Raw genomic sequence first — 26072 nt, 5'->3', positions numbered from 1 at the left:
TCTGTTTCCTGACCACACTTACTCAACAGCAAATTTAGTCAATATGTCTCCTCTCCCCAGAGATACTTTCATGGACTCATTGCACGATCCACTTGTTCGCGACCTTGCCTGGGCAATTGGTTCGCCCGGTTTACTGGATGAAACTTGGGCTGCTTATAGCGGACGCGTGGTGGAAGATGCCTGGTGTCGCGCGCAATTAAAATCATGTGCCCAGTGGCTAGCTGCTTTAGACATTGACCCAGGCAGCCTGCATGATTTTATTACCCAGCGTCCAACACGTCGCTTAGGCCTCTATTTTGAATCACTCATTGCGTTCTTTTTAGCGTACATACCTGATACACAAATAATCGCCACCAATTTGCAGGTTCAAAACGCGCAGCGGACCTTGGGAGAGTATGACTTTTTATTTCGTGATATCGATGGAAATATTTGTCATTGGGAAGCAGCCGTAAAATTTTATTTGCAAGCTGAACCGCTGTCAGAACAACATGCATTTATTGGACGTGCAGTGCGCGACCGGCTCGATATTAAATTGGATCGCGTATTCCAACATCAACTTCAAATAGGCCACACACCCGCTGGACGCGCAGCAATGCCTGATGGGTTAGTGCTGAAGAAAACACAGGCTTTCATCAAAGGATATTTGTTTTATCCTGTCACACAAGCAGGAAAGTACTTTCCCATTACATCCATTCCTGGCGTATCTGACAACCATTTGTCCGGCTGGTGGATACACCATCCGGTTGGCTCAATGCCGCAAACAACTCCAACTAGCTGCTGGATTATCCTGCCGCGAATATGCTTTTTGGCTCCCGTGCGCTTGGAAGCGGAAGCGAGCGTAATGGGGCAGGCTGAGATATGCGCTGCACTCAATGCACATTTTGCGATTTCCAGTGAGTCTGTGCATGTGATCGAAATCCAGCGTGATATGGATAATAGCTGGCGCGAAGCGACACGTGGATTTGTGATGTGCAGTAAATGGCCAGTCATCGATACATGAGGTAAATTGAAAAGCTGGACAACTATGACTTTTGGTTTGAAGAATTATTCTGCGGCCACGTCACTTAAATTTTCCATTACGCACGACTTTTTTGAAGCTCTCAACAAGGGAAGTGGCTCTTACAGCTTGTACCATTGGCAAAGTCTGAAACTGGCCACAGGCATATTGACTGCCACTATCAGAGATGAGAGTACACAGGTAAGTGCGACTTGGTTTTTGCTATAGCGTTAACGACAAATTGAAAACCGTGCGTCACGCCTGGATGCAATGTTAATACTCAGGTTTCTCATGTCGTGCTGATTCCCATGCATGGATTGCATGTTTCCGCGCCTCTCCCCAACGGTACCCGCCAAGCTTTCCGCTTACTTGAATGACGCGGTGGCAGGGGATAAGAAATGCAACAGGGTTTGCGCCTACCGCCGATCCTACCGCTCTTGCAGACTTTGGATGACCTATCGCGGTTGCCACTTGGGAATAGCTCGTCACTGTTGCCGGGGGTATCTGCAACAATGCTTTCCACACACTGATCTGAAAATTCGTACCTGTAACATGCAAAGACAAAGGACGATCCAATTTCTGTTCAGCACCGAACATGGCATTGATAACCGCAAACGTTCGTTGGCAATTTTCATGCACTTGCGCATGCGGCCACTTCTTTTTTAAAGCAGTAAGATGCCCTTCGATTTCTATCTTTCCCAGAAAAGAAAGAACACAAACTCCTCTGGGAGTGATGGCAATAAATGCGTTTCCAAAAGGCGTGTCATGTACCGCATACTCAATCGTTAAACCTGCGCCTTCCAATTTGTATTCCCCAGGGGTGACCGCTTCTAAATGTACGAAGTGATCATACAATCGCGAGCTGCTGCTCAACCCTAAGGTGTCTGAAACTTCAAGCAGTGGTTTCGATTCTCTAAGCAATTGCTTGGCGCGCTCCAATGTAAGCACTTGCAAATATCTTTTAGGGGTGACCCCGGCCCAACGGCAGAATAATCGCTGGAAGTGGAAGGGGCTCAGGTGCAAGTGCGCTGCAATTTCATTTAAAGTCGGCTGACTATTTACCCTGTCGGAAATAAAATAAATTGCTTCGGCTATGCGGTCATAATCAGACATCTAGATTTTCCATAAGTCTGTTGTTTTGCTTATTCGGATACGATTAATGGAAGCCCCGCCGTCAAAGATAAGCGCCGAGCCGATGGTGAAACTTGGCGCGCCGGATGTAAGAGAGGAGGGGGGCGACTGCGCGATCTCGTCCGGCGACCCTAACGTTTTAAGCAGATATGCTGCAAAGCGGCTGCTCGCAAAACTGGATTTTAAGGTGCTCATAAGTTTATGGACTGGCAAAAATTTGTTCCAGTACACGTGAAGTATGGAGGTTTAAGCACTCATTTGCGACCCGAATCTTGCTATATTAAGCCAAAAAATATTAGTAGGTATGTCTCGCTAATATAGGCTATTTTGCACCTGAATTTTTTAAGGGCTTGTAAACGATATAGCTTGTATTTATCTTGCTAGATTGTCTGTCACTTTAAAGTTTGAAAGGTATTTGGGTCAGCTGAAAAGATGGGAACTAACGTTTTTTAATTTGCTGAATTATTCTGCGGCCACGACACTTAAATTTTCCATCACGCATGATTTTTTTGAATCACTTAACATTGGAATTAAAAAATATCTTCAATAGGATATACGTACACCAGATACAAATAGAAAAAACCTAACGACAGCGTGAGAACCACGACGCCCAGTATTGGCGATGTCACCTTTATTCCCTTTCCCGAAAGCTCGATATCAGTAGACGTACTTGCACCGCCAATTTGATTTTGCCCTTTTCCTTTTAGGTCGGTTTTGAACTGAATAGCTGCGAAATACATACCCAGCCCGACCAGGAGTAAAACGACAACAAATATTACCTTTGAGCTTAACAATTGCCATTGAAATACAGAGCGCCTGTGTTCGAGTCCGGTTGCTCGATAATTGTAGTAAGCGCGCAGAGATACCAAGTAAGCGGCATGAGTTTCTGCATCAAGGGCCAGAGCTCCTGGCGGAACGGGCATCATATGGTCCGATTCAGAAGGCTGATCAACGGTCGTAACGGATTCTTGCTGGTCTTTGGATAACTCCTGAATAATACCTTCTATTTTTTTCACTTCGCTTGTCGAGGATTCGGTTTGACCGTATACCGAAGTCGAAAGGAACATAATTGTTAATAATACCCAGCATTTCATAGTCTTCATCGCGTACAAAGGTTCTGGATTTTGAGACACAGTAACGATCTCCTTTGCCTAGGGTAATAGCAAACTGATGGTTTTTCGTCGTAACTGAATGACTTCGTAGATGTTTTTGGTATTCCCCTCATATGCCATGTAATTGTCAATAGCCGCTTGGTCATAATTCACCAAATTTTTCAAAATATTAAGCAAGCCTTGGCTATGTGAGTTCAGCCATGAATTATGTGCCTGGTCGGGGATTCCGGGTGGTATTGCAACCGGTGCCTGCGTGAAATAATATGCGTTTAACGACTCACCATTGGGCTTGGTGATTTTCATACCACCGTCCAAATATTCGGTAACAGTCCCATCTGGCTTGCGTACTTCGACGTTACCGTCATTGTTAATCGATTTGACGTCAGCCTCGCAATTATTCGAGCTTGTGTTACCGGGCTGGGCGATCTCATTGACTTGAGGAGCTTCCGTGAGTGCATGCATTATTGGTGTACTACACTCCTTTATCGCACGTGCAAATTGGTTTCCCTGGCTCAGGCTGCCTTGAAAACAATAGACGGTCATCTTTGCATTGCTGGTTCCCGCACATAAATCGAGCGCGTTTTTCCATTTCCATTGAGTTCCTCTGCCCCAATTGACGTCACCATGCATTACTTTCTTGAAACAAGCCCCAGGCTCTGATGCATTCAGAGTGCCCGCACAAAGACGCTTAAGATTGCTGGTGGCCCATCGCTTGCTACCCACTTTGTTCCAGGCTATAGCGTCCTGTATATTATTGATGCAGTTATTCTGTATTTCCTGGGTTGATTCATGCGCAGCCACATGTGGTGAGACGAAAGATGTGAGTATTAACATTAACAGCAAAGTAAAATTTTTCATCATTAAGTTCCTCAGCAAAAAGTAACCATGACCATTAAATCCGTGTGTTGCACGAAGTCGCTATCGCGTAGAAGAATTGCCCGTTAATTTTATTCAATAACATAGTTCATCCTCATCACTCGCCTTGCGTAAATGGTCGATTAGAAGCGTTGTGGAAAAGAGATTTGGCAACCGAAGATTGTGCATTCACTCACCTTTGTTATGCATTAGTGTCAGACCACACTGCGAATTCATTATTGCTAGGCTCTATAAAGTGAAAACGGCGCCCACCTGGAAACGAAAAGATAGCTTTTGAAATAACGCCACCGGCTTGTTCAATTTTAAGTTGAGTGCTTTCCAAGTTTTGGCTATAAAAAATTATTAGTGCTGAGCCATTGTTTGTAGATGCCGATAAATTGGACTTGAAAAAGCCACCATCTATGCCTTGATTAGAAAAAGATGAATATTCAGGACCATAATCAATAAATTGCCAATCAAAGACAGAAGTGAAGAATGATTTGGTTGCTTCAATATTATTGGCAGGGAATTCAATATAGTTTATCTTTTCATTCTCAGTCATCACTCACTCCTCTTGAGATTTATAACGCCGGGGTGACTTTCCGGAATCCTGAAACGTAGCGCATAGATTGTCGGTCACTATCCACTCGCTGGTTATGTCTCCATATTAACAATTGTTCTGCCCTTTAGTTTTCCATCAAGCATAAGATCAATATGATCGCTCAATTCATCCAAAGTAATCTCCTTGTAAATATCGACTAAGTTATCAGGTTTCCAGTCTTTGGCTAATTTGTTCCAAATAACTTCTCTGTAAGCCATAGGATAATTTTGAGAATCAATTCCAATTAAGGAGACGCCTCTGAGAATGAACGGGAATACTGTGAGATTGAGTTTTGCGGCAGCCACATTGCCACAACAGGTAACTACCCCCATGGGTTGAAGTGATTTGATCATATTATCAAGGATGCTTCCGCCTGCTGTATCTATTCCTCCAGCATATACACCCTTCATTATGGGGCGTTCATTCTCCTGCTCGAAATCTGTTCGCGCAATCATCTCGCTTGCCCCAAGCCTGCGTAAAAAATCAAACTCGGTCTTCTTGCCTGAGATTGCTGAAATTTCGAATCCTAGTTTTGCCAGAATAGCCACACTCAGTGCGCCCACACCTCCGGTTGCACCAGAAACTACAACTTTTCCATCATCAGGCTTGATATGCTCAATCAGTCGAAAAACACACATTCCAGCAGTGAGACCTGCGGTTCCAAAAATCATCGATTCTTTCATCGAAAATTCATTTGGCAACTTTACCGCCCAAGCTTCAGGCACGCTAATATATTGCCCAAACCCTCCTGGTGTATTCATACCCAGATCATAGCTGGTAACGATAACTGCTTCGCCATCACGAAACTTACTACTACCTGAATGCACAACTGTGCCAACTGCGTCAATTCCAGGCGTGTGTGGGTATCTTCTTGTTACTCCCTTATTGCCTGTGGCAGAAAGCGCATCTTTATAGTTTAAGGAAGAATATTGAACTCGGATCAATAAATCATTTTTGGGCAAATCACCAATTGATCTTGTTTTAACAGTTTTTGAAAACCGGCCATTCAGTTCTTCAATAACCAAGCTTCTATATGTAGTTTGTTTCATGACAGTGCAGTTGTAATTGTGGTAAATGATTTATCGTAACATTAAATTTTTCACAAATAGACGTGTATTATGGTACAGATTGATTTATGCATCATTGCTTATTCAGCTAAAACCTGCTGATTTTAAACAAATCAGCCAAGGAATCACCGATAAATTCTGGGCCAAATGTATGATGAGATAAAATCTTTCAGTTCAAGATGAAAATTGCAGGTAACAGTCGATTATTGCCAAGATTTACAACAACAATTTGGACAATTTTAGCTGTCAGACAATTGCTCATGAATTATTTGACGCTTCCCTAAACATCTACTTTGACGCCTAACACGTAAACTTAACAACATCATGTCTTCAGCCAGCTCGAAAAAAGTAATCTATGCGGCACTTGTCGGTAATACATTGATCGCTATTACAAAATTTACCGCATCAGTCATAACTGGCAGCTCGGCAATGTTGTCTGAGGCCATACATTCACTAGTTGATACTGGTAATCAAGTTCTGTTGTTGCATGGCCTCAAACAGGCGGAGAAACCAGCGGATAAAGATTTTCCTTTTGGTTATGGCAAGGAAATTTATTTCTGGAGTTTTGTTGTCGCCATTTTAATTTTTGCTTTGGGTGCTGGCATTTCTATATATGCTGGAATTCAGCATATCTTAAAGCCAGAATTAATTACCAATCCAATGATTAATTATATTGTGCTGGGATTGGCTTTGATTTTTGAAGGTGTTGCTTGGTACATGGCGCTGAGAGAATTCCGCAAAAGCAAAGGAAAATGGGGATACTTAAAAGCCGTACAACGTGGCAAAGATCCATCTATATTTGTCGTGTTATTTGAAGATTCAGCAGCGCTGCTGGGTTTAATTATTGCATTTTTGGGCGTATTCCTGGCACAAGTCACCGGCATTCTTTGGTTTGATGGTTTGGCATCCGTCATCATTGGCCTGATTCTCGGTTCTACTGCCGTTTGGTTGGCGATTGAAACAAAAGGCTTGCTCATTGGAGAGAGCGCCAACAGCGAGGTGAATCAGGAAGCTCAAAAAATAGCCGCCAGTTATCCTGGAGTTGAATATGTTAACGAAGTGCTGACATTGCACATGGGGCCAGGATTTATTTTAATCAATATCAGTATTAATTTTGTCGACGAAGTCAGCGTAACTGAAGTTGAACAGACCATTGCCGCTATTGATTCTGAAATAAAATCCAAGAACCCACTGGTTAAGCGCGTATTTATTGAAGCGGAAAGTCGTCGTGCTTTTACGAAATCGTCTAGCGTAGTGGATTAAAAATAGGGGGCTATATTTAAGTTTACACCAACAAGCTAAAACGAAACCTGCTGCTTTGGGTAGGCAAGTTTCTGACTTTAGCCTTCAGAGTTGAAGTTCGGTGTTTTTTAGCTGCAGATATATTGGTGTGGAAACATACATGATCTTCCGCATTAATATTCTTTGAATCTGGTAACTTTGTCAGTACTTGTATAGAGCTATTTCTGTCACCTGTGCAAGTCAATGAATACACTCATCGCTTGAGGCGAATTTTGTCTGGCAAGGTAACATTAAGCTCAAGTACATCATATTCGCCATGCTTCTCTAATTGAACATTGATAGATTCACGATCTATATGAATGTATTTTGCAATCACAACCATTAGTTCTTCTTGGAGTGCAGGTAAATAATCCGGAGTGGGTGAACCCCTTCCAGCTCGTTCGTGGGCTAGAATAATTTGTAGACGTTCTTTAGCTACGATGGCAGTTTTTTTGTCGTTGCCACGCAGGTAGCTGATTAAGCCAGCAATCATAGACATCTCAGCGGCCTCCCAGCAGTCGTTTGAAAAATCCTTTTTTTTCTGCGTTAACAAAGCGCATCGGCAATCCTTCTTCGCCCATGAAGCGCCCAACCACATCTCGGTAAGCTTGAGCCACGTCGCTCTTATCCAAATGAATAGCTGGGGTGCCGGCATTAGAGGCCTGGAGTACTGATTCCGATTCCGGGATCACACCAATCAAGGGAATGCGTAAAATTTCCTGGATGTCGGTAACCGACAACATTTCTCCAGTTTCTACTCGCTTGGGATCATAGCGAGTAACCAGTAAGTGTTCTTTCACTGGATCAAGGCCCTCCACAGCGCGTTTGGATTTCGCTGCCAGAATTCCGAGAATGCGATCAGAGTCTCGCACCGACGAGACTTCTGGGTTAGTTACTATCAAAGCTTCATCGGCAAAATACATTGCCGTGAAGGCGCCTGATTCAATGCCTGCCGGAGAATCGCAGACGATATAGTCAAAACTTTCTTTTAGCTCGTTAAGAATGCGCTCAACACTTTCCAAGTTGAGTGCTTCTTTGTCTCGAGTCTGGGATGCAGGGAGAATGTACAGATTGTCGCAATTTTTGTCTTTAATGAGTGCCTGTTTAAGGGACACCTCGCCATTGATGACGTTGATGATGTCATACACCACACGCCGTTCGCAGCCCATGATGAGATCGAGGTTGCGTAAACCCACATCAAAGTCGATGACAGCTGTTTTGTTTCCTCTTAGAGCAAGACCGCTAGAGAAGCTGGCACTGGTTGTGGTTTTACCTACACCACCTTTACCTGAAGTAACTACAATAACTTTAGACACGTTTATATTCCTGAATAGAACAGGGTATATTTTACCCGTAAAGAGGATGCTAAAAAATTCATTTATTGATCGAGCAAAATAGCTTGAATAATCACGTTTAAACTTGCTGATTGTTCCTTTTCAATTGGTTGTTCAACTCCTCGTAAAACTCATCTGTTGCAATCACCAACTACGGCATTGATCTGTCGAACTTGAGTGGTAGTTGTGTTGCCAATCCAATGAAATCCTACCTCCCAATAAATTAGCAGATCGGCGCGCATGCGGAAAAACGCTCTACTTCATTTCAAGCCACCATCGTCAAGTTGTCACGCCAGTCAAAATTTGAAAATAGTGAAACCAGCTTGATTGTCAAAGTTGTGTTTGCTAGACTCGTTAGCTAAGCAAGGGCTGGATAATTAAATTAGAGCCATCCAGATACGCCTGAACGTGTTTTCCACGCAAATTTTCGGGAATGCCATTTTCAAATACTTTGAAACAGCCAGCAATAGAAATCAATTCTGCCTCCAGGTTATATACGAATATACGCGCACTTTCGTTGCCTTGAGCACCCGCGATCGCACGACCGCGCAAAGGAGCATAAATGTGAATATCACCATCAGCAATCAGCTCCGCACCTGCATTGACAACGCCCAACACCACCAGATTGGCACCTTCAGCATAAATTCTCTGACCAGTACGAACTGGTTTATTGATTATCATGGTCGGACGGAATGTGGGCAGTACTTGGGTAATAGATTTTTGAGTTTGAGTATCTGAATCAAGAATGTTGCTGTTATTAGGTGCGTCCGCGTCAGGTTTTATCGCCAATCCAATTTCAGGACGTTCTGGCTGATTACGGTCTTCTGCATCAGGGATATTGCCTGTGGTTGCTGGAATCGGCGCCGCTTTTAATTGGGGTCTGTCAATCGTGTCAGGAAAGAGCCCTAAGCCTGATTGTACGGCGGCTTCACGCTGTTCAGCGGATCCTCCGACAACCCCAGTGGCATGCATACCATGATCCATCATAATTGACTTAAGGTTTGCAAAGTCTGGCGAAAGGTTGCTATTCGCGATAGCAGATAAATCAAGAGCCACAGGCGTATTGGAGAAGAAATCCTGCATTTTATTAAAACGCATATCCAACTGACTTTTTAGTTCAGCCATGTCGGCTGTATGGACATAGAGTACGAATAAAGAAAGATTGGAAATTTTGAATTTGAATCCTGGTTCTGCGCGTGCCATATTTTTATAGTTTTTAGAGTCTGTTGCTAAGGTTTGAACGCCACTAAGTTAAGCAAATTTAGCATACGTTTGCTTAACGTAAACCGCTTGTTATAATTTTGTTAATATGTTGATTTTAATATGACAATTCTCTTTTATTTAGCGACACCGGACTCTGGTCTCTATGTTTAGAGAAGGCCGCTCAGTTTAACGTTGTCTTTCCTGATTTTCAAGCTATGCCACTGGTAATGTCGTGGCCAGTGTCGATACTCACCCAGCAGACATTGTCATTTTGATCGATCACCCCATAGGGATTTACCTTCCCCAGATGTTAGTTCGGACAATCATAATCTTTATACTGTAGATCATGATGTGAAACATGCGGGGGAATCTTAGTGCGGGGATTGGAGGTTAACAGGAATTTTGTGAAACAAAAACTCGTAAATTCGCATGCTGGTTCGACTTAGAGGATACTGGAAACCGTAAAAGGGCGAATGTCTACCTGAATTAATGCGCCAAGGCTCAACACTATTCTGACAAGGGAGAGCCTGCTCTCTAAGTTTCCTGCTGACGCTCGTTGGGAGAAGTAAACCTACTTATGGTTTTGGTTCTCTATACCTACACAAATGATTGTATTATAAATGATAAACAGCATTGAAAAATTACTAGAAACAATATCGGGTTTAATCAGAAATAAGAATTTTAATATTCTTTCCTGACAATACGTCACGCAAACATAGTTATTGCCAACTCTTGCGTTCTCGTATAATTTTTCGTGAGTCGCTTGAATACGGCTTCCTGTTCAGAATGACTTAACCCTAACGCCTTCTGACAAGCACTCTCTGGCATCTCATCGCTTTGATTGTGTAACGCAGCTACCATAGCCGCTGCAGATCCCACTAAAAGTGCACCCTCCCAAAATGGTCCTTGATAGCCACTATCAAGATGATGCTTTATTGCGACAGTCAATACGTCAGGAAACCCTAATTGATCACCAAGCCAGCCACCGACTTCACAATAGTCTGTTCCTGTGTACTGCAATAATGCCTTGTTCATTGTTAATGTAGGATCAATTACAATCGCCTGTAATGCCTTGTCGGTCTCTTGAGGTAAATTGTCAGCAAGCCACAACAGCCCAATATAATGTAAAAGACCGGCAGATTGCACTGTTTGTTCAAAATCAATGCAGTCCACTTGGCTTGGTAATCTGGATGCTAGAAAACCGGCACCTTCACTTACCAACATGCTTGTTGTCCAAAAATTACTAGCCTTGAAACTGGGACATTTTCTAGTATCAAAAGAAGATGAAATGGAAACACCAAAACTGACACTCTGAACAATTGAGTGACCCAGTCTGGAACAAGCTTCCTCAACACTGCCAATTGGTTTAACAGGAGCAGACCATGCAGAATTCGCCAAAAAGAGCAATCGAGCAGATATCTCCGGAAATTGCTTAATGACTCCTGCTAATTGTCGGTAATTCACATCAACAGCTGTTACAGACTTCAATAGTTTATTTATGTTTTTAGATAATGAAGGCAGGTTTGTTTTTCCCTTAGCTTGCTGCAAAAAGGGGGCAGTGTTGCTATCCATATTTTCGACGCCCAATATCAGTGACCTCCAATATGATTATTCTAATTCGGCTATCTGACGAATAAAGTCAATTTCCATTAACTCTGGAATTTTGTCGCTAGCAACCGGGCGACTAAAATAATATCCCTGAATGATATGGCAGCCCATACCGTGCATAATTAATAACTGTTCTTTCGTTTCAATGCCCTCTGCAACCAATTTATAGTCAAGTGCATTAGCTAAACCAATAATTGCACCCAAAAGTAATGCCGTGTGAGTATTGGTTACTACATCATCCAAAAAAATCTTATCGATTTTTATACAGTCTAGCGGCAATTGTTTTAATGATGCCAGGCAAGAATAACCCGTGCCAAAATCGTCAATGGAGATTTTTATTCCGAGCTGCCTTAATTGCTCGAAAACCTCGATATGTCCTTCCGTTTGCAAAGCACTTTCGGTGACTTCTAATTCCAGGTATCGTGCAGAAACACTATTTTTCTCTAATAAATACTTTACTGTATTGACTAATGAAGCATCCTTAAAGTGTAATGGAGAAATATTTACCGCCACTTGCAGATAAGGTAGGCCAGCGTCATGCCATTGCGCAATTTGTTCACATGCTGATTTAATTACCCAGTTGCCAAAGTCAGCGATCAAACCCAAGCGTTCCATTAAGGGGATAAACTCACTTGGAGGAATCATACCTTGCTCGGGATGCTGCCATCTCGCTAATGCCTCAACTCCAATCATACGTCCCGTGTGTAAGGATATTTGTGGTTGGTAATAAAGTGAAAATTGCTCTTTCTCAAAGGCTTCACGCAACATCTGCTCTTTTTCTAAACGAGAAATCGCTTGAATGGCCATGTCCTTTGAATAGAATGCAAAACATTGTTTGCCCGCTTCTTTCGCAGCATACATCGCCGTATCAGCGGCTTTCAATAGCGCTACTTCATTATTGCCATCACGTGGAAAAATTGCGATGCCAATACTGACACGTGGCTTTAGCTGACTATTATTCAGAAGTAAGGGCGCATTAATTTTTTGCAAACAACGATTGGCTATCTCGGTAACAGATTCAATGCCTTTGATGTCGTTTAAGATGATGCAAAATTCGTCGCCACCTAAACGAGCTGCGAAATCGACATCACGTATGACTTCTTGCAAGCGTTGAGCAATAACTATTAACAGTTGATCACCTACATTATGGCCGAAGCTGTCATTGATGTCTTTGAAGCCGTCTAAATCTAGAAATAAGAACGCAAACTGTTCGTCACGATGTTTGGCCGTCTGGATAATAGCTTTGATGCGTTCCTGATAATAACTTCTGCTGGGAATTCCAGTTAAACTATCAAAGTAGGCAAGGTGATGAATTTGTTTTTCATTTTCTTTTTTTTGACTAATATCCTGGACTGTTCCGGTAATTTTTGCTTGGTTATTTTCAATTATTTTAACCATTTCTTGGTGCACAAAGATGGTACTAGCGTTGACTCCTTTCAATCGATATTCGATATGTTGAATAGTTTTTTTGTAGGGCGCAGCCAAGATCATATTTTTAACCATACCCTGGTCTTCTGAATAAATAAGCTGCACAAAACCTTCCAAACTCGTATCAAATGACTGCAGATCAACGCCACATAACTCTGCTAATTGTTCTGATAATTGAAAGTGGTTATTTTGCACATCCCAAATCCAGTCACCCAGACGTGCTATTCGTTGAGCGGTAGAAAGTTGGAGTTTGCTGCTTCTGAGTTCACTGGAGTTCTCATCCGCCCTTAAAATAAACCATAAGCGATGGATTAAGATAGGATAGTTCAGGGGCTTAACCATAAAGTCGGTTGCTCCGCATTCAAAGGCGCGATTGATAGAATCAATATCACCCAGACCCGTTACCATAATGATAGGCACATCTACCATTTCTGGGTTTTCACGCAGTAATTTACAAGTCTCAAAACCATCCAGCTCATCCATGACGGCATCCAGCAGCACTAGATCAGGCTTCTGTTGCTTTGCGTTTTCTATTGCCTGCAGACCACTTTCTGCTTCATTGACGATAAATGCCGAGGCCGTTAATACCGAGCCAGTGATGATGCGGAAACTAGAGTCATCATCCACCAGTAAAATACGTTTACTAAGTTTTGCAAATTGCGGCGTTGTTATGGGCTGAGTGGTTACTTCCATTGCTGTTTTGTCAGCTTCTTGATGCAAGGCCAGCAAAACATCGGGGAGTTCTGATTTAATGGTTTTTAATAGAACGTCCACACCCGAGATTTGACCTTGCTTGGCAATGGCTCCAATTGACGCGGCAGAATCCGCTAATGATTGTGCACCAAGATTGGCGCAAGCTGATTTGAAGCTATGAGCAATTCTAGTTAAAGCAGCACTGTCTTCTATATCCGCCGCATGTTGTAACGCATCGATTTCTTTGGGTGCAGTAGCCACAAAAAGTTTAACCGCTTTAATAAGCAGGTTTTCGCCAGTTTCAGTGGTAATCTCTCGTAAATTGTTGAGTGCGGTTGAATTTAAGTTATTAACATCAAATTCAGTATTCGAAGGCGTTTGTTTTATTGCTGATTTCAAGTGAGATGTTGGCTCTAAATGCTTAAAATGCAGCCATTTTTCTAGTAAATCTTGCAGTTGTTTTTTATTAAATGGTTTACTGAGATAGTCATCCATACCCGCATCTAAGCACTGTTCAACAATCCCTTTTTGGACGTCAGCCGTTAATGCAATAATTGGCACGCGACTTTGATCATTCTGGGTACTTTCGCGCTCACGTATTTTGCTGGTTGCCTGGAAACCATCCATTTCTGGCATATGGCAATCTATTAGAATTAAATCATATAAATTACCAGCTGCAGCATTCACGGCTTCCAAGCCATTATTGACCATCTCAACCTGATAGCCAATGGCACCCAGCATCGCGATGCCGACTTGCTGATTAACCAAGTTATCCTCAGCTAGTAAAATTTTTCCTGTTAGTTTAGGTGCCTTGCTATGATCTGGTTTTGCCTGGTTTGGAGATGCGTTGTTCAGTGAACCGATGAGATTGAGTAAACAATTCAGCAGTTTTTGTTGGATGACTGGTTTATTCAGAAAATAATTAATACCGTAACGTCTACTTTGGTTATGATCAAAGGCTACGCTGTCTGAACTTAACATCACAAGCGGTAATGATGGCAGCTGTGGCTCATCTTGAATCGCTTTGGCTAGCGCCATGCCATCCATCTCCGGCATATGCCAATCCAGTAATGCCACTTGATAAGTTCTGTTGTTCTTTTTGGCATCCAGTAAATGGTTTAATGCTTGCGCACCACTTGCCGCACAATATGAGTACACACCCCAACTACTAAGTAGTTCGGATAATATTTCACGATTAGTCGCGTTATCATCTACCACCAGTATATTAATTCCTTGTAAGGCGGAGATGTCGGCCTTTTTGGGTACACTTTGTGCGCTACGCTCCAAATCAAGATTAAAGCTAAAGCAGGCGCCTTGACCTAGAGTGCTAGTCAATTGAAGTTCGCCACCCATCATTTGCACAACTTGTTTAGAAATACTGAGTCCTAATCCAGTTCCACCATGACGACGGGTAATAGAACCGTCTTCCCGGGTAAAGCTCTCAAAAACATTCTTTTGTTGTTCAGCGGCAATGCCAGGACCCGTATCGATGACTTCAAATGACAAATGCATGTGATCGCCATCATCATTTTTATTAAACCAACTCACTTTTAATTGTACTTCGCCATGATAGGTAAACTTAATTGCGTTACCTAAGAGATTTAACAGAACTTGTCGTAGTCGCGCCCCATCGCCCCGAACGATGGCGTTTAGATCAGCTGGCACATTTAATAGTAATTCCAAGCCTTTAGTGTGCGCCTGCATTGCCAAGACTTCAGCCGTGTCTTCCAGTAGCTCGCGTAGATCAAAGTCATTATTAATAAGTTGAAAACTCCCTGATTCGAATTTGGAAAAATCCAGGATATTATTTATAATCCCGAGTAAAGACTCAGCCGAACGATATGCAATGTCGGCCAGACGTTTTTGGCGGATATTCAGTTCGGTCGCCAATAACAATTCAGTCATGCCCAGCACACCATTCATAGTTGTACGTATCTCATGACTCATGGTGGCAAGAAATTCACTTTTGGCTTTACTCGCAGCTTGGGCTTTATCGGCTAGTTGATAGGCTTCATCAGTCTTTAGTTGTAAGTCGTGTGTGCGTTGAACAACCTGCTCTTCCAGATTTTTTCGTTGATTAACTTCTTCTTTCTTATAGTTTACTAACTCCTTCGACATACCATTAAACGCTAAAGTTAGTTCAGCGATTTCATCTTTTGATGTGGGAACCACTTGCCTACCAAATTCACCGTTAGTAATTTCATGAGTCGCAGAAACCAATTCATTGATAGGGCGAGTTATTCGTTTCGTTTGCCAAAACATTAATAATATACATAAAGTTAATATCAATGGATAAATGAACAGCATCTGCAGAATAAACTGCATCGAATCCTCATAAATCCTGTCCTGGCTAATCCCCAATTGGAGATATCCAATTAATTCGGCGTTACTATTTTGATTGCTTATATTGGCAAGCCCTACCTCAAAATTATTGATTTCTTTCATGGCCAGCATATAAACAGGTACAACGATATTTATGATAGACCTACTATTGCTTGGATCAAGAAAATTATTGATTACAAATTTTTTTTCACTAAGAAGAATTACTTGTTCGGTGATAGACGGTAGTTGTTGCAATTTTTGAAAATCTCTTTGAATCAATACTTCTTTCTTTTTGTTAGAAACAATAAGATAAGCAATATCAGGATTCTCACCCAGGCCTTGAACAGCTTGACTTAAGACTTGCTGATTTTCAGTATATACGCCATATTCGATATTTCTAGAAAGCATCACAGCCGTTTCTTTACCATGCTGTGTAAAATTATCGAATGCACTGACCTGATGCTTCCAGACCATATAACTACCCGTTGCCAGGGCAGTAAAAACGATCAAAAAGATTGTGAGCGTATTAAATTTAGCTGTAATAGATTTCATTCTTATAAATTTTCTATTCCTAAATCAATTTGGCAACTTTACGTATACCATCAGAAATAGTCACACCCATATGTTCTGCGATTTTTACGTTGATTGTATAACTAACGTTCTTGGGATATTCCATGGGTATGTCCTGAATAACCCCTCATTTAACTGTAGTGCTCAAGTAATTACGGACACCTTGATAGGTTGTTTTGCTGCGAACTGTGTTTCGTAAATTATAGGTGCTAAATTTTCCAAGGCGGCATGTTGCCATGTGCAGTTATAGAATCCCACAATGTGCTCCGTCACCTGACCAGTCGCCATTTGCAGTGCCTGACAGATTAAGGCCGCTGGCATCGTAGGATTTATCGCCCAAGCAATGATCTTGCGTGAATACAAGCCCATCACCGCTGCCAAATACAGCCAACCTGATTTGGTACAGATGTAAGTAATATCTGATGTCCCAGCCTGATTCGACTCCGGTGGATTGAACCGACGATTCAGCAAGTCCGCTGCCACGGATAGATCGTGCTTGCTGTAGGTGGTGTTAACAAACTTCTTCTTCCAAACCGATTTAAAACCCGCTTCATGTATTAAGCGGCGCACTATGTATCGACCTAGATCAATGTACTGCGCCTTTAATTCGTCAACGATACGGCGACTGCCATAGCAGCGTTGATTCGCCACGAAAGCGGCTTTCACTTGCATACTGTCGACACAAATAGCTGGCTTCTCGATGCGCCGCTTGGCGGTGCAATAACCCGAGCGGCTGATTTGAAATGCTCGACATGCTTGGCTGATGGCCTACTGTTGCCCTTGCTTGATGAGTCGGCTGAAACAATACTGATTGATGCGGGTGCGTTGGTTACATTTTGTTCATACTTGGAAGCACTATAGACTGAAGGAATAGCGGATAAAAATAATTCATCGTCTGTATTGTTGAATAGATCTATCTCTAATAAATCATCCTCTTCATATGATATATTTTGTAAAAACAATATAGTAGAAGCAAGTATCACAGAATTAATTTCAAGATTTTTCATTGTTTTCCTTTATAGTATAGAGGAGCAAAGGAAAAATAAATCACCTTGCGATGGGTTAATCTTTATGAAGTTAATTGATACATCGGTAATTTTTTGGGAAACTTAAAAGTTCAAGTTCCGCCTTTTGATAAAGGCGTTGAACAAATAAGCCTGTTATCTTAGTGACACATTTATCAATGACTTAATGGGCTTCAAGTGATTCAAAGCACGGTGCGGGATGGGATGGTTATGGATATAGCATCAAGGTTGCCTCCAGCACTGTGACTGAGGTGAGGCGAGATTGTGCTTCACTTCAGCGCTGATGTGCGAATTGAAGCGCTACTCTCACTATCCATTCTCGTAATTAAAATATGTCATCGCCCAATATTAGGTATGTGACGCACTGGCGAAGTAGTACTGCAATGGAATGTCGAAGACACAATACTTAAAATTTCCCTCAAATTAGCATAGCGAAAATATCAATTGGAAAACTTTGTTAGCCATTGTTTTGCATCCACTCATCGAATCTTTCTTTGGATACATTTGTTAACATTCCTGAAAACTTCTCTTTATTACTTACATATAGGCAGTGCCTAATCATTGTGTAAGGGTTGAGCTTTTCATTAGTTTCAGACTGTTCTTCAAAATATTGTTTATAGGCCTTAACTTTAGCGATAGCTCCCTTCATATATTCATTAAATTTTGTTCGGGTGATATTCTTCTCAATGGATACAATTTCTTCGGTGAAGCCGTCGACCTTGAAGTCCTCAAACTCGAAATCACTAAAAAAATGTTTTGCAATTTTTAGAAACCCAAAAGCATTAAGTGTCCCTTTGCCATTTTCTTTAATAGGACGTGTGACCCCATATTGATTATCAAAAAGCTCAGTCTCTGAGTCTTGATCCTCTTCTTCTGCTTTTTTGATCTCTTCTTCCGTGGCTGATCGAATCTCTTTAAATTCTCTATCAGCCAACTCAAATAAAGCGGCCAATGTATTTATTCTTCGCTTTAATCGGTTAGGAATGCTCTTTTTGTATTTAATTTTATGATCTAGAACACTCCAAGAGTCCTGAATTATTGTCCTGATTTGTATTTCAAATCTCAAACTAACAAAAGCTTTGTATTCAGGCATGCAGGCTCTCTCACCACCAAGCCTTAAATCAAGATGAAGACCTTTATAACCAAAGGAGCCTTCGGTACTTTCAACTTGTGATATTTTGTCAGTTTCTTCAATAACATCAAAGTGTTCTTTCAGAATTCGCTTAATCTTCTCAATATCATCTTCATATAAACAAACTACTCGCAAGCCAATCAGGTCAGATATATGGTCTTTTATAGAATAATCAGTACCTTCAGCTTCAAGTGCCTTTCTATACTTAAGATTGAATTTTCTAATACATTCTTCTATGTCCTTAATGCGACCTTCAACCTTGGAAACATATATATTCTCGTCATGTGTCAGTAAGGCAGATATCAACGCCCTAAAAGAATCCACTGCTCCTTCAAGAAGCTTTATATTGTCAGAATAAGACTCTCTGAATATACTTTTTTCTTTATCAAAGTCTAAAGATGCCACGGTATCTCCTTGTATGGCTAAAGCTTGAATTTAAACGACGCTTTAGCGGACGGATGGAATGATTGGGTGAACGAAGTCGCTATCACGGAGAAATGTCTCTCAGTAGCCAGTTGAAATAACAAGATTAATCCTCACAAAAAACGTGAGATAGTTTACAAATATATTTGATTTATAATGAATTTAAAAAAATCCTTCTTCATTTGTCAATTCGATATCTTTGCTTGTATGGTCTGATCAAACGACCTAACCCGTGACTCATTAGTTCCGTCAGTCTGCTACAGCAGAGGATTGGCACTTACTCAAGTATGATTTCTCCTTCTGGCGTCAACGCGTAGGTCTCTGCCCCGATCAATTTCAAAATCTTCGCCAGATCATTCCAGTTCGGGATGGCAGCGGTGAGTTTCTCGATATTTTTAATCTTGGCGATAGGGATCCGGTCTAGCGTAAAGGTTGAGATCAGGCTCTCCTGAAAGTGAATTGTCAGACTCAATTGGCCTCTAGCGACTTCTACCGTTACCTGAGAAGGATTTGCGAATTTTAATTGGGCACGGACATTGGAAAGCGTCGGATTACTTCCTTCAGGATCCAGAAATACGAGAAGACGATCCAGCGCTTCTTTACCGATATGCGTAATGTGAAGGCTGCATTCCAACCGGCTTAAATCTACGGCTCCCGTAGCGTCCTGCAGAATGGTGTCAAGTGCAATAGTTGCGGCAATGTTGCTATCGCCCTGAATTTTTGATTCCGTCTTGATGAGTTGATTGACATCGAGATTCACCACCTCAAGTCCTGCTGTTATACGCAGGGGATGTTCGGCTGCGATGATTACATTGCCTCCTATCCCCCCTCCCAGAAGATTCATGGCGAGATTTTGCATTTTGAACGACTGCTGTTCAAACGCCAAATTGGTTGAGAAGTTCTGAACCGTGAATGGTCCGATCTGGAGATGTTTAATTGTGAGAGGCTGTCCTTTCCGGGAAAATGATTTGAGTTGAGCAATCATGTTGGATGGTTGGAACGGCATTTTCGGCAGAGCCTTGAGTCCATCCGGTTTCCATGCCAGTGATTTTCTGAATTGTATTCCACCATTAATATCCTGAAGCTTAGTGCCATCTTGAGTCAAGGAGAGTGTTTTGGCGTTGACTTCCATAGTTGTGTTAAGACTTCCTTGTTCTTTTTTGAGCATTGACATGGTGATCAAGGCCTTCCCGGTTCCCCTCAGCCCCAAGGGTTGCAGGGCTTCTTGAAAGGTCTCCACATCCACAGCCAAGCGGGTTTCTAGTTGAGCAAAAAGTTTTGCCATTTGAGTGCCGCGAGGCGTTGTGGAGGACAGTAGCTCACGTAGGCCTACCACAGCGCCCTTGATGGAAAGGTCTATGCCCTTGGACGTTAGATGGATCGGGGCAATCTGGACTTCATTAAGATCGGGAGACACCATGCTGACGTGCAGGGAGGTATCGGCTACTTCCTTGATCGGGAGGGTGTCAGGCAAGCGAATTTTATTGAGCGTCAAATCAGTCGTGAATTGTGTCTGAGATGTTGTTTTTGGGGAATAGGCTACCTTCATGGTGCCGTTACCTCCCTGAACCTGATATCCAGCGGCAGCGCCTTCGAGATCATGTAGCGTGAGTTTTCCATTGACTCTGAAAGGAAGGATCAGTTTTTTGAAATCAGCAGGCTGGGGAACTTTCCCCACAGCCTGCAGGGCCAGACTGACTTGTCCTTTTGGATTGACCTCATCCACTTCCTTCATGAGTGATCCCGACAGATAGGGGAGAAGGTTACCCACATGGAGGAGGGGGACCTGTAAATCTACATCAAATTTTTGGTTCGCCTGTGTAAACCGGCCTTTCACGTTCATATCTAATATGTTTTTACTGGTCAGTCGCAGGTTTTCCAGCTGATAATCGTGATTAAACACATCCTCATTGGTTTTGGAGAACAGCTTGAGCGAGGGGAGGGTGGCTGTCAGAGTGGGATCCTGGTACTTCAAATTTCTGAGCGTGAGTTGGAGCTGGTCTTGTGAGCGAAGGCTGGTGGGTTGATAAGTCGGGGAGAGATTGCCTTGAAAAAAAGATTGCAAATTTACACGGCTGTTCCCGACTGTCACCTTATCAGCTGCGTGGAGGTTAGAGAGATTTGAAGAAACTCCTAGTGTTCCTTGGAAGGCACCATTTTTTTCTTGGTAAGCAGAAGATAGCAGGAGAGTGAGTTGGTTCATCGTGCCTTCCGCAGCCAAAGAGTCCAATTTCGCCTGAAGGGAAGAAAGCTTGAGCGTGGCAGCGACTTTTGCCCATTCTGGACGAAAATCCGGATGAAGTGCTCCAGTGGCTCGAAGCACGAGCGTATCCGGTTTGTTCCCTTTTTGGAGCACGAGTCCTTGAAGCTGATCCTTTGGTAAAAGAGGGAGTATGGCATTCAGTTTTGGCGATAGACGGACTTCAACAGAAGCCCCCATCCCTTCCTTGGGAGAAGGATAGGGTTGCAACGCTCCCCTCAACTGTATGGTGCCATAGGGGTTCAGGTCGAGATTTAGATCCTTCACCTGGACATGACGGGTTTGATGATTGCCATTGGCATCAAGTGTTAGATTAAAAGGTAACGTAACGGGAATCCCGACGATGCCTGTAGGAATGGTGGTGGTGCCGCTGAGGCCTAGATTGCCTGAAACAAGACCAGATGCAAGACCGTTGCTGGCCAAGGAGAAGTCAAGATTTTCAATTTCATATGATTCGTACGCAAGATTTTGTGAGGTAATTTTTGCTGACAAGGTTCCTTCGGTTGGTTGGTTATTTTTGACATGAATGTCTTTAACCCGAATATCCAGAGAGGTAGGCCCAAGAGTGAATGCCAGCGAGGGGAGATTCGCCTGGAGATCCTGACCTTGAAGGCCCACTTGAATGGCTCCCTGAAATTGACTGTCTGGCAGGGTACCCTTGATAGAAAAAGTGGGAGACAACGAGCCTTGAATAGTTGCTGAAGCCCATTCGGGTGGAACAAACCTTTGTGCCACCTTTATGATAGATTCAAGATTGATTTGTGTGTTCGCCAGTGAGAGATGGATCTGATTTTGCGAGAATAAATCACTGATGGTTCCAGACAAGGCCATTCGCCATGCGGAATCTGAGACTAGAGTCAACTCTTCAAGATTGAGATGTTTAGCAGGAAGATCGAGTTGTGTATTAAAGCTTATTTCTAAAGGCAGTTGCGCATGCTTGTCTTGGAAATTCAGAGACAGTTGGCCAATGGTGAGCTTGCCTTTAAGGTTGGTTTCTACAGATGAAATCATCCCGGAACTTTGAAGATTGATATCCAACAAGGTAACTTGCAAATCAGGCGTAACGATGACATGCAGCTTACTATCGAGAATGACTAGCGTATCCAGATCGATTGTTATGGGAAAGTTAGTAAGAAATTCGGCTGGAGAAAAAGGCTCCTCCGAAGGAGGGCCTTGGCTGAGTTCAGGAAGATTCAGTGAAATCTGGGCTTGTTCAATAGCTATCTCGTTAATAGTGAATGTGCCCTTAAGTAAACCAGGCAACGAATAGTCCAGCGTGAGTCGTTCGAAGGTCAGAGGAGGTTGATTGGGTTTGTGGAACTCAAGATCTCCGACTTGTATGCCCGTTAAAGCGTTGAACGATAGGGATTGAATCGTAACCGTGCCCTGGAGTAGCTCTGACAGCTGAATTTCCAATTGTTGCCGTACAATGTTCGAAGGAAACCAATAGGTCAAGAGCAGGCCAAGAATCAAGAGAAGACTCGCCAAGCCTAGCGCAAGCCAGAAGAACCACTTCATCAATTTTCGTGCGGTGGTTGTCCGGGGTTGAGCGGGAGATGTGGCTGGGGATTCGTCGGGAGTCATCGTTAGCCGGAACTAATTGTTATTTCTGGGAAAAAATATATTGATGTGAAGGAGAAGCAGGAAATTTTACTGCACAAATCGTAGTATCTATGACCGCCGCTCTTCGGTCAATGCTATTTATGATCGTTGCGCTTCCACAGTAAATTCAGATTACGTCTCACCTGCACGATGCAAGGCAATAATTGTTCCACCATGTACTGAAATTTTCCCTTATTTAAACCAAACCTCATGGTCAGTAAGATGCGTATTGCGAGCCACTGAGAGGTAAAATGACGGGGGATGAAGGTGTGAAGCTAAGTGAACAATGCATGGCTGATACGTCAGTTTTCCTGCATGGTGAGATGCGACTTAACCACATTGAGCCAACAAATACGTACAGTGCGATGACACAATATGCGTCTTGATCAGCAGTAAGAAGTACGATTTTGTATTGTTTCAGTATAAATCGTGTCATCGTTCTGGTGACGGATGTGAGCTGAATGTATAAAGGGCAACTCTACATTTCGAGACGCCAAAAAGTTAGTTATTTCAAAGAATATAAATGCTTATGAGCGACACCTTTTTACCTACATTTGAACATCTTGCGACTGCAATTATTCTGTTGGATGAGGAGTCGCATGTAGCATACCTCAACTCGGCTGCAGAGAACCTGTTTGCTTTAGGCAGCAAAAGTCTGATCGGCCATCCGCTGCAGCATATCTTCACCAACACTGAGCAACTTGCTACTGCAATCCAGCATGCTCTTACAAATAACGCTAGTTACATTGAACATCACCTTACGTTGGGCATACCTCCACATAACAAACTGCATTTGCGCTGTACTGCCACGCCACTACAATTTAACAAACATTTGCTACTGGAATTTCATACTATTGATCGTCCGCTAAAGTTGGCTCGCGAAGAACAGATGCTAGATCAGACCCAAGCAAATCGACTACTGTTACGCAATTTGGCACACGAAATCAAGAATCCCTTGGGCGGCATACGTGGTGCCGCACAGTTATTGGAATATGAATTGGAGAAACCCAGCATGCGTGAATATACCCAAGTCGTTATTCAAGAAAGCGATCGCTTGGTTTCACTAATGGAAAAGCTGCTCACCCCGCAACATAAACCCAATTTCAGTTCCCTCAACATTCATGAAGTACTAGAACGCGTGCGTAGTGTAGTTCTGGCTGAATTTCCAAAAAATATATCTATCCAGCGCGATTACGACATCAGTCTGCCGGAGCTCATGGGCGACAAGGAACAACTTATTCAAACGATCTTGAATCTCGTATGCAATGCTACTCAGTCCATGCAGGGACACGGGAATATTGTGCTCCGCACACGCATCTCGCGCCAAATAACATTGATGAAAAAACGCCATCGCCTGGCGGTAGCCGTTCAGGTTATCGACAATGGTCCTGGAATTCCCACACATTTGCACGATAAAATTTTTTATCCTTTGGTCTCCGGCCGTGACAATGGTCATGGTCTGGGACTAACCTTGGCGCAAGATTTTGTCAGTCAACATGAAGGCAGTATCGGATTTGACAGTGAACCAGGTCGCACCTGCTTCACTGTAATGTTGCCACTAAAGTCTAGTGAACAATAACAGCAACCCTATAAATGCAAATTTTGCGCGCAGCTGCTTTGCGGCTTGCCTGTTTACCCCGTTTCGTCAGAATTCGGCCTTACTTGAAAAAACTATCGCACATATTAACAATATGCCTCGCTTAATTTTTTGTCGAGTCTCGCCTGGAAATTTAAATTTTTAGAGGTGCCCTATAGGAGCCAATATGAAACCTGTTTGGATCATTGACGATGACCGCTCCATACGCTGGGTTCTGGAAAAAACCTTAGCACGTGCGGACATTAAGTTTGTAAGTTTCGCCTCGGCCGATGAAGCATTAGCGGCGCTACAGCACGACACACCACAGGTTGTAATCAGCGATATCCGCATGCCTGGAAGCTCTGGGCTGGATCTTTTACAAGAAATCCGAAAGCGGATTCCGAGTTTACCAGTCATCATCATGACGGCTTATTCTGACCTGGAAAGTGCAGTGTCGGTATTTCAGGGAGGAGCATTTGAGTATCTGCCCAAACCGTTTGATGTCGACCAGGCAGTCGCACTAATACGCCGTGCCCTAGAACAAAGCCTGCGCACTGATGCGCCTGCGGCAGAGCAATCAACTGCACCTGCACGTGCTATTTTGGGACAAGCACCTGCTATGCAAGAAGTGTTCCGCGCGATTGGACGGCTCGCACACTCTCATGCAACTGTGATCATCAACGGCGAATCCGGCACGGGTAAGGAACTGGTAGCACATGCTCTTCACCGCCACAGCCCACGTGCAAACGAGCCTTTCATTGCCATAAACACTGCGGCTATTCCGAAAGAGTTACTTGAATCCGAATTATTTGGGCATGAGCGCGGTGCATTTACTGGCGCGGCTACCACCCGCTGCGGCCGTTTTGAGCAAGCCGAAGGTGGCACACTGTTTCTTGACGAAATCGGCGATATGCCAGCAGAGCTGCAAACACGTTTATTGCGTGTGTTATCAGACAAGAATTATTACCGCGTTGGCGGGCATCAGCCAATCAAAACTAATGTACGGATTATTGCTGCCACACACCAGAATCTGGATGAGAGAGTAAAAGAAGGTTTATTTCGTGAAGATTTATTTCACCGGCTTAACGTCATTCGCCTGCGTCTTCCCCCATTGCGCGAACGGCTAGTAGATATTCCCTTGTTGGCGAGATATTTTTTGCAGAAAAAAGCAGGTGAACTTGCTGTCGAACAAAAGTCCTTTAGCGAGGACACACTGAATTATCTTTCCGCACAGAATTTTCCCGGAAATGTCCGACAACTGGAAAACCTCTGCCACTGGCTTACTGTAATGACGCCATCACAACAAATAGAAATTACCGATCTGCCACTCGAATGGCGCGAGGCATCCGCTGTTACTGACGCTTCGTCCGTCGATTGGCGTTACGAATTGAGTCTGCAGGTCGCGCATGCATTGCAACGTGGCGATCAAAATATACTAAGCAGCTTTAGCCAACAGTTTGAACGCACGCTTATCACCCAGGCACTGAAACACACCGATGGCAGGCGCATAGAAGCCGCAACCCTCTTGGGCATGGGGCGTAATACGATGACACGTAAGGTTCAGGAATTTGGATTGGATAAGTAAAAAACAGGGACGATTTTTTGTACAGGCACCTCTAAACTCCAAGCTTCCGAGCAGCCGCTTCGCAGCTTGCCTGCTTACCCTGTTGCATCACAATACTGCGTTTCTCAACAAACTATTTCCTAGATATAAATCATATGCGTGTTCAACCCAAGTTGTCCATTAGGCGCGATATGCTACGATTTTCCAGCATCCGTTCGCCCTGAGATTCTATGGTTCGTGTCAAGCATTTTTTGTAATCCTTTCCGGGTTGAAAGTTAAATGGTAATG

19 protein-coding genes are annotated in these 26072 nt (G+C 43.1%); 5 read left to right on the top strand and 14 right to left on the bottom strand.

Translation table 11 applies throughout. From position 1 onward, the window contains the following. The first annotated feature begins 70 nt into the window (after positions 1-70). A complete protein-coding gene (locus MJ770_RS14585) occupies positions 71-1000 on the top strand; it encodes a DUF1853 family protein (RefSeq protein WP_239255866.1) in 930 nt (309 codons plus the stop codon). A 270-nt stretch (positions 1001-1270) separates the two neighbouring features. Here the strand turns inward: MJ770_RS14585 and MJ770_RS14580 are convergent, their stop codons facing one another. Next, positions 1271-2110, bottom strand: a complete 840-nt coding sequence (locus MJ770_RS14580) for a bifunctional transcriptional activator/DNA repair enzyme AdaA (protein WP_239255864.1) — start codon at positions 2108-2110, stop codon at positions 1271-1273. A 46-nt stretch (positions 2111-2156) separates the two neighbouring features. Here MJ770_RS14580 and MJ770_RS14575 point away from each other — a divergent pair, with 46 nt between their 5' ends. Then, a complete protein-coding gene (locus tag MJ770_RS14575) occupies positions 2157-2363 on the top strand; it encodes a hypothetical protein (RefSeq protein WP_239255862.1) in 207 nt (68 codons plus the stop codon). A gap of 295 nt (positions 2364-2658) precedes the next feature. Here MJ770_RS14575 and MJ770_RS14570 read toward each other — a convergent pair whose 3' ends face one another. The 4 genes from MJ770_RS14570 to MJ770_RS14555 form a co-directional block, all read right to left on the bottom strand. Next, the gene (locus MJ770_RS14570) at positions 2659-3261 is read right to left on the bottom strand and encodes a hypothetical protein (protein ID WP_239255860.1); all 603 of its coding nucleotides are present in this window, start codon (positions 3259-3261) and stop codon (positions 2659-2661) included. Between the two features lie 18 nt (positions 3262-3279). After that, positions 3280-4101: a hypothetical protein gene (locus MJ770_RS14565; RefSeq protein ID WP_239255858.1), complete on the bottom strand. Its 822-nt coding sequence runs from the start codon at positions 4099-4101 to the stop codon at positions 3280-3282. 196 nt (positions 4102-4297) lie between these two features. Continuing rightward, a complete protein-coding gene (locus MJ770_RS14560; protein ID WP_239255856.1) occupies positions 4298-4657 on the bottom strand; it encodes a VOC family protein in 360 nt (119 codons plus the stop codon). Between the two features lie 92 nt (positions 4658-4749). Then, positions 4750-5745: a YhdH/YhfP family quinone oxidoreductase gene (locus MJ770_RS14555; RefSeq protein WP_239255855.1), complete on the bottom strand. Its 996-nt coding sequence runs from the start codon at positions 5743-5745 to the stop codon at positions 4750-4752. A gap of 342 nt (positions 5746-6087) precedes the next feature. Between MJ770_RS14555 and MJ770_RS14550 the strand changes: the two genes are divergently transcribed. Continuing rightward, entirely contained in the window at positions 6088-7026 is a 939-nt protein-coding gene (locus MJ770_RS14550) for a cation diffusion facilitator family transporter (protein WP_239255854.1), read from the top strand. Between the two features lie 232 nt (positions 7027-7258). On the opposite strand, the gene minE is transcribed toward MJ770_RS14550, so the two are convergent. The 9 genes from minE to MJ770_RS14505 all read right to left on the bottom strand — a co-directional run bounded on the left by minE (position 7259) and on the right by MJ770_RS14505 (position 22560). Further along, the gene (gene minE, locus MJ770_RS14545) at positions 7259-7543 is read right to left on the bottom strand and encodes a cell division topological specificity factor MinE (RefSeq protein ID WP_239255853.1); all 285 of its coding nucleotides are present in this window, start codon (positions 7541-7543) and stop codon (positions 7259-7261) included. 1 nt (position 7544) lies between these two features. Next, positions 7545-8360, bottom strand: coding sequence for a septum site-determining protein MinD (minD, locus tag MJ770_RS14540; RefSeq protein ID WP_239255851.1), 816 nt, complete (start codon positions 8358-8360; stop codon positions 7545-7547). A gap of 372 nt (positions 8361-8732) precedes the next feature. Beyond that, positions 8733-9581: a septum site-determining protein MinC gene (gene minC, locus MJ770_RS14535; protein WP_239255849.1), complete on the bottom strand. Its 849-nt coding sequence runs from the start codon at positions 9579-9581 to the stop codon at positions 8733-8735. Positions 9582-10286: 705 nt separating this feature from the next. Further along, entirely contained in the window at positions 10287-11153 is an 867-nt protein-coding gene (locus tag MJ770_RS14530) for an HDOD domain-containing protein (RefSeq protein ID WP_239255847.1), read from the bottom strand. Positions 11154-11189: 36 nt separating this feature from the next. Next, positions 11190-16184 carry an EAL domain-containing protein gene (locus MJ770_RS14525; RefSeq protein ID WP_239255845.1) on the bottom strand — a complete coding sequence of 1665 codons (4995 nt, stop codon included), beginning with the start codon at positions 16182-16184 and terminating at the stop codon, positions 11190-11192. 162 nt (positions 16185-16346) lie between these two features. Beyond that, positions 16347-16853 carry an IS3 family transposase gene (locus tag MJ770_RS14520; RefSeq protein WP_239255843.1) on the bottom strand — a complete coding sequence of 169 codons (507 nt, stop codon included), beginning with the start codon at positions 16851-16853 and terminating at the stop codon, positions 16347-16349. Between the two features lie 11 nt (positions 16854-16864). Continuing rightward, positions 16865-17209: a hypothetical protein gene (locus tag MJ770_RS14515; RefSeq protein ID WP_239255841.1), complete on the bottom strand. Its 345-nt coding sequence runs from the start codon at positions 17207-17209 to the stop codon at positions 16865-16867. 475 nt (positions 17210-17684) lie between these two features. Beyond that, entirely contained in the window at positions 17685-18764 is a 1080-nt protein-coding gene (locus MJ770_RS14510; RefSeq protein WP_239255839.1) for a GTP pyrophosphokinase, read from the bottom strand. Positions 18765-19059: 295 nt separating this feature from the next. Beyond that, positions 19060-22560: a hypothetical protein gene (locus MJ770_RS14505; protein WP_239255837.1), complete on the bottom strand. Its 3501-nt coding sequence runs from the start codon at positions 22558-22560 to the stop codon at positions 19060-19062. 613 nt (positions 22561-23173) lie between these two features. On the opposite strand from MJ770_RS14505, the gene glnL reads away from it, so the two are divergent. Both glnL and ntrC read left to right on the top strand, forming a co-directional pair. After that, a complete protein-coding gene (gene glnL / locus MJ770_RS14500; RefSeq protein ID WP_239255835.1) occupies positions 23174-24223 on the top strand; it encodes a nitrogen regulation protein NR(II) in 1050 nt (349 codons plus the stop codon). A 184-nt stretch (positions 24224-24407) separates the two neighbouring features. Continuing rightward, positions 24408-25805 (top strand): nitrogen regulation protein NR(I), encoded by a 1398-nt coding sequence (gene ntrC, locus MJ770_RS14495; RefSeq protein WP_239255833.1) that lies wholly within the window; start codon positions 24408-24410, stop codon positions 25803-25805. The last annotated feature ends 267 nt before the right edge of the window (positions 25806-26072 follow it).

The sequence above is a fragment of the Candidatus Nitrotoga sp. M5 genome (assembly GCF_927904885.1).
In the GTDB taxonomy this organism is placed as follows: domain Bacteria; phylum Pseudomonadota; class Gammaproteobacteria; order Burkholderiales; family Gallionellaceae; genus Nitrotoga.
This window is presented reverse-complemented; position numbering and strand designations above follow the sequence as displayed.

What these genes read in the sequence shown, in the direction of transcription:
- MJ770_RS14575 (WP_239255862.1), top strand. Translation starts at nt 2,157, where the DNA reads ATGGAAGCCCCGCCGTCAAAGATAAGCGCCGAGCCGATGGTGAAACTT.
- minC (WP_239255849.1), bottom strand. Translation starts at nt 9,581, where the DNA reads ATGGCACGCGCAGAACCAGGATTCAAATTCAAAATTTCCAATCTTTCT.
- MJ770_RS14585 (WP_239255866.1), top strand. Translation starts at nt 71, where the DNA reads ATGGACTCATTGCACGATCCACTTGTTCGCGACCTTGCCTGGGCAATT.
- MJ770_RS14560 (WP_239255856.1), bottom strand. Translation starts at nt 4,657, where the DNA reads ATGACTGAGAATGAAAAGATAAACTATATTGAATTCCCTGCCAATAAT.
- MJ770_RS14530 (WP_239255847.1), bottom strand. Translation starts at nt 11,153, where the DNA reads ATGGATAGCAACACTGCCCCCTTTTTGCAGCAAGCTAAGGGAAAAACA.
- MJ770_RS14505 (WP_239255837.1), bottom strand. Translation starts at nt 22,560, where the DNA reads ATGAAGTGGTTCTTCTGGCTTGCGCTAGGCTTGGCGAGTCTTCTCTTG.
- MJ770_RS14580 (WP_239255864.1), bottom strand. Translation starts at nt 2,110, where the DNA reads ATGTCTGATTATGACCGCATAGCCGAAGCAATTTATTTTATTTCCGAC.
- MJ770_RS14565 (WP_239255858.1), bottom strand. Translation starts at nt 4,101, where the DNA reads ATGATGAAAAATTTTACTTTGCTGTTAATGTTAATACTCACATCTTTC.
- MJ770_RS14525 (WP_239255845.1), bottom strand. Translation starts at nt 16,184, where the DNA reads ATGAAATCTATTACAGCTAAATTTAATACGCTCACAATCTTTTTGATC.
- MJ770_RS14555 (WP_239255855.1), bottom strand. Translation starts at nt 5,745, where the DNA reads ATGAAACAAACTACATATAGAAGCTTGGTTATTGAAGAACTGAATGGC.
- MJ770_RS14515 (WP_239255841.1), bottom strand. Translation starts at nt 17,209, where the DNA reads ATGAAAAATCTTGAAATTAATTCTGTGATACTTGCTTCTACTATATTG.
- glnL (WP_239255835.1), top strand. Translation starts at nt 23,174, where the DNA reads ATGAGCGACACCTTTTTACCTACATTTGAACATCTTGCGACTGCAATT.
- MJ770_RS14550 (WP_239255854.1), top strand. Translation starts at nt 6,088, where the DNA reads ATGTCTTCAGCCAGCTCGAAAAAAGTAATCTATGCGGCACTTGTCGGT.
- minE (WP_239255853.1), bottom strand. Translation starts at nt 7,543, where the DNA reads ATGTCTATGATTGCTGGCTTAATCAGCTACCTGCGTGGCAACGACAAA.
- ntrC (WP_239255833.1), top strand. Translation starts at nt 24,408, where the DNA reads ATGAAACCTGTTTGGATCATTGACGATGACCGCTCCATACGCTGGGTT.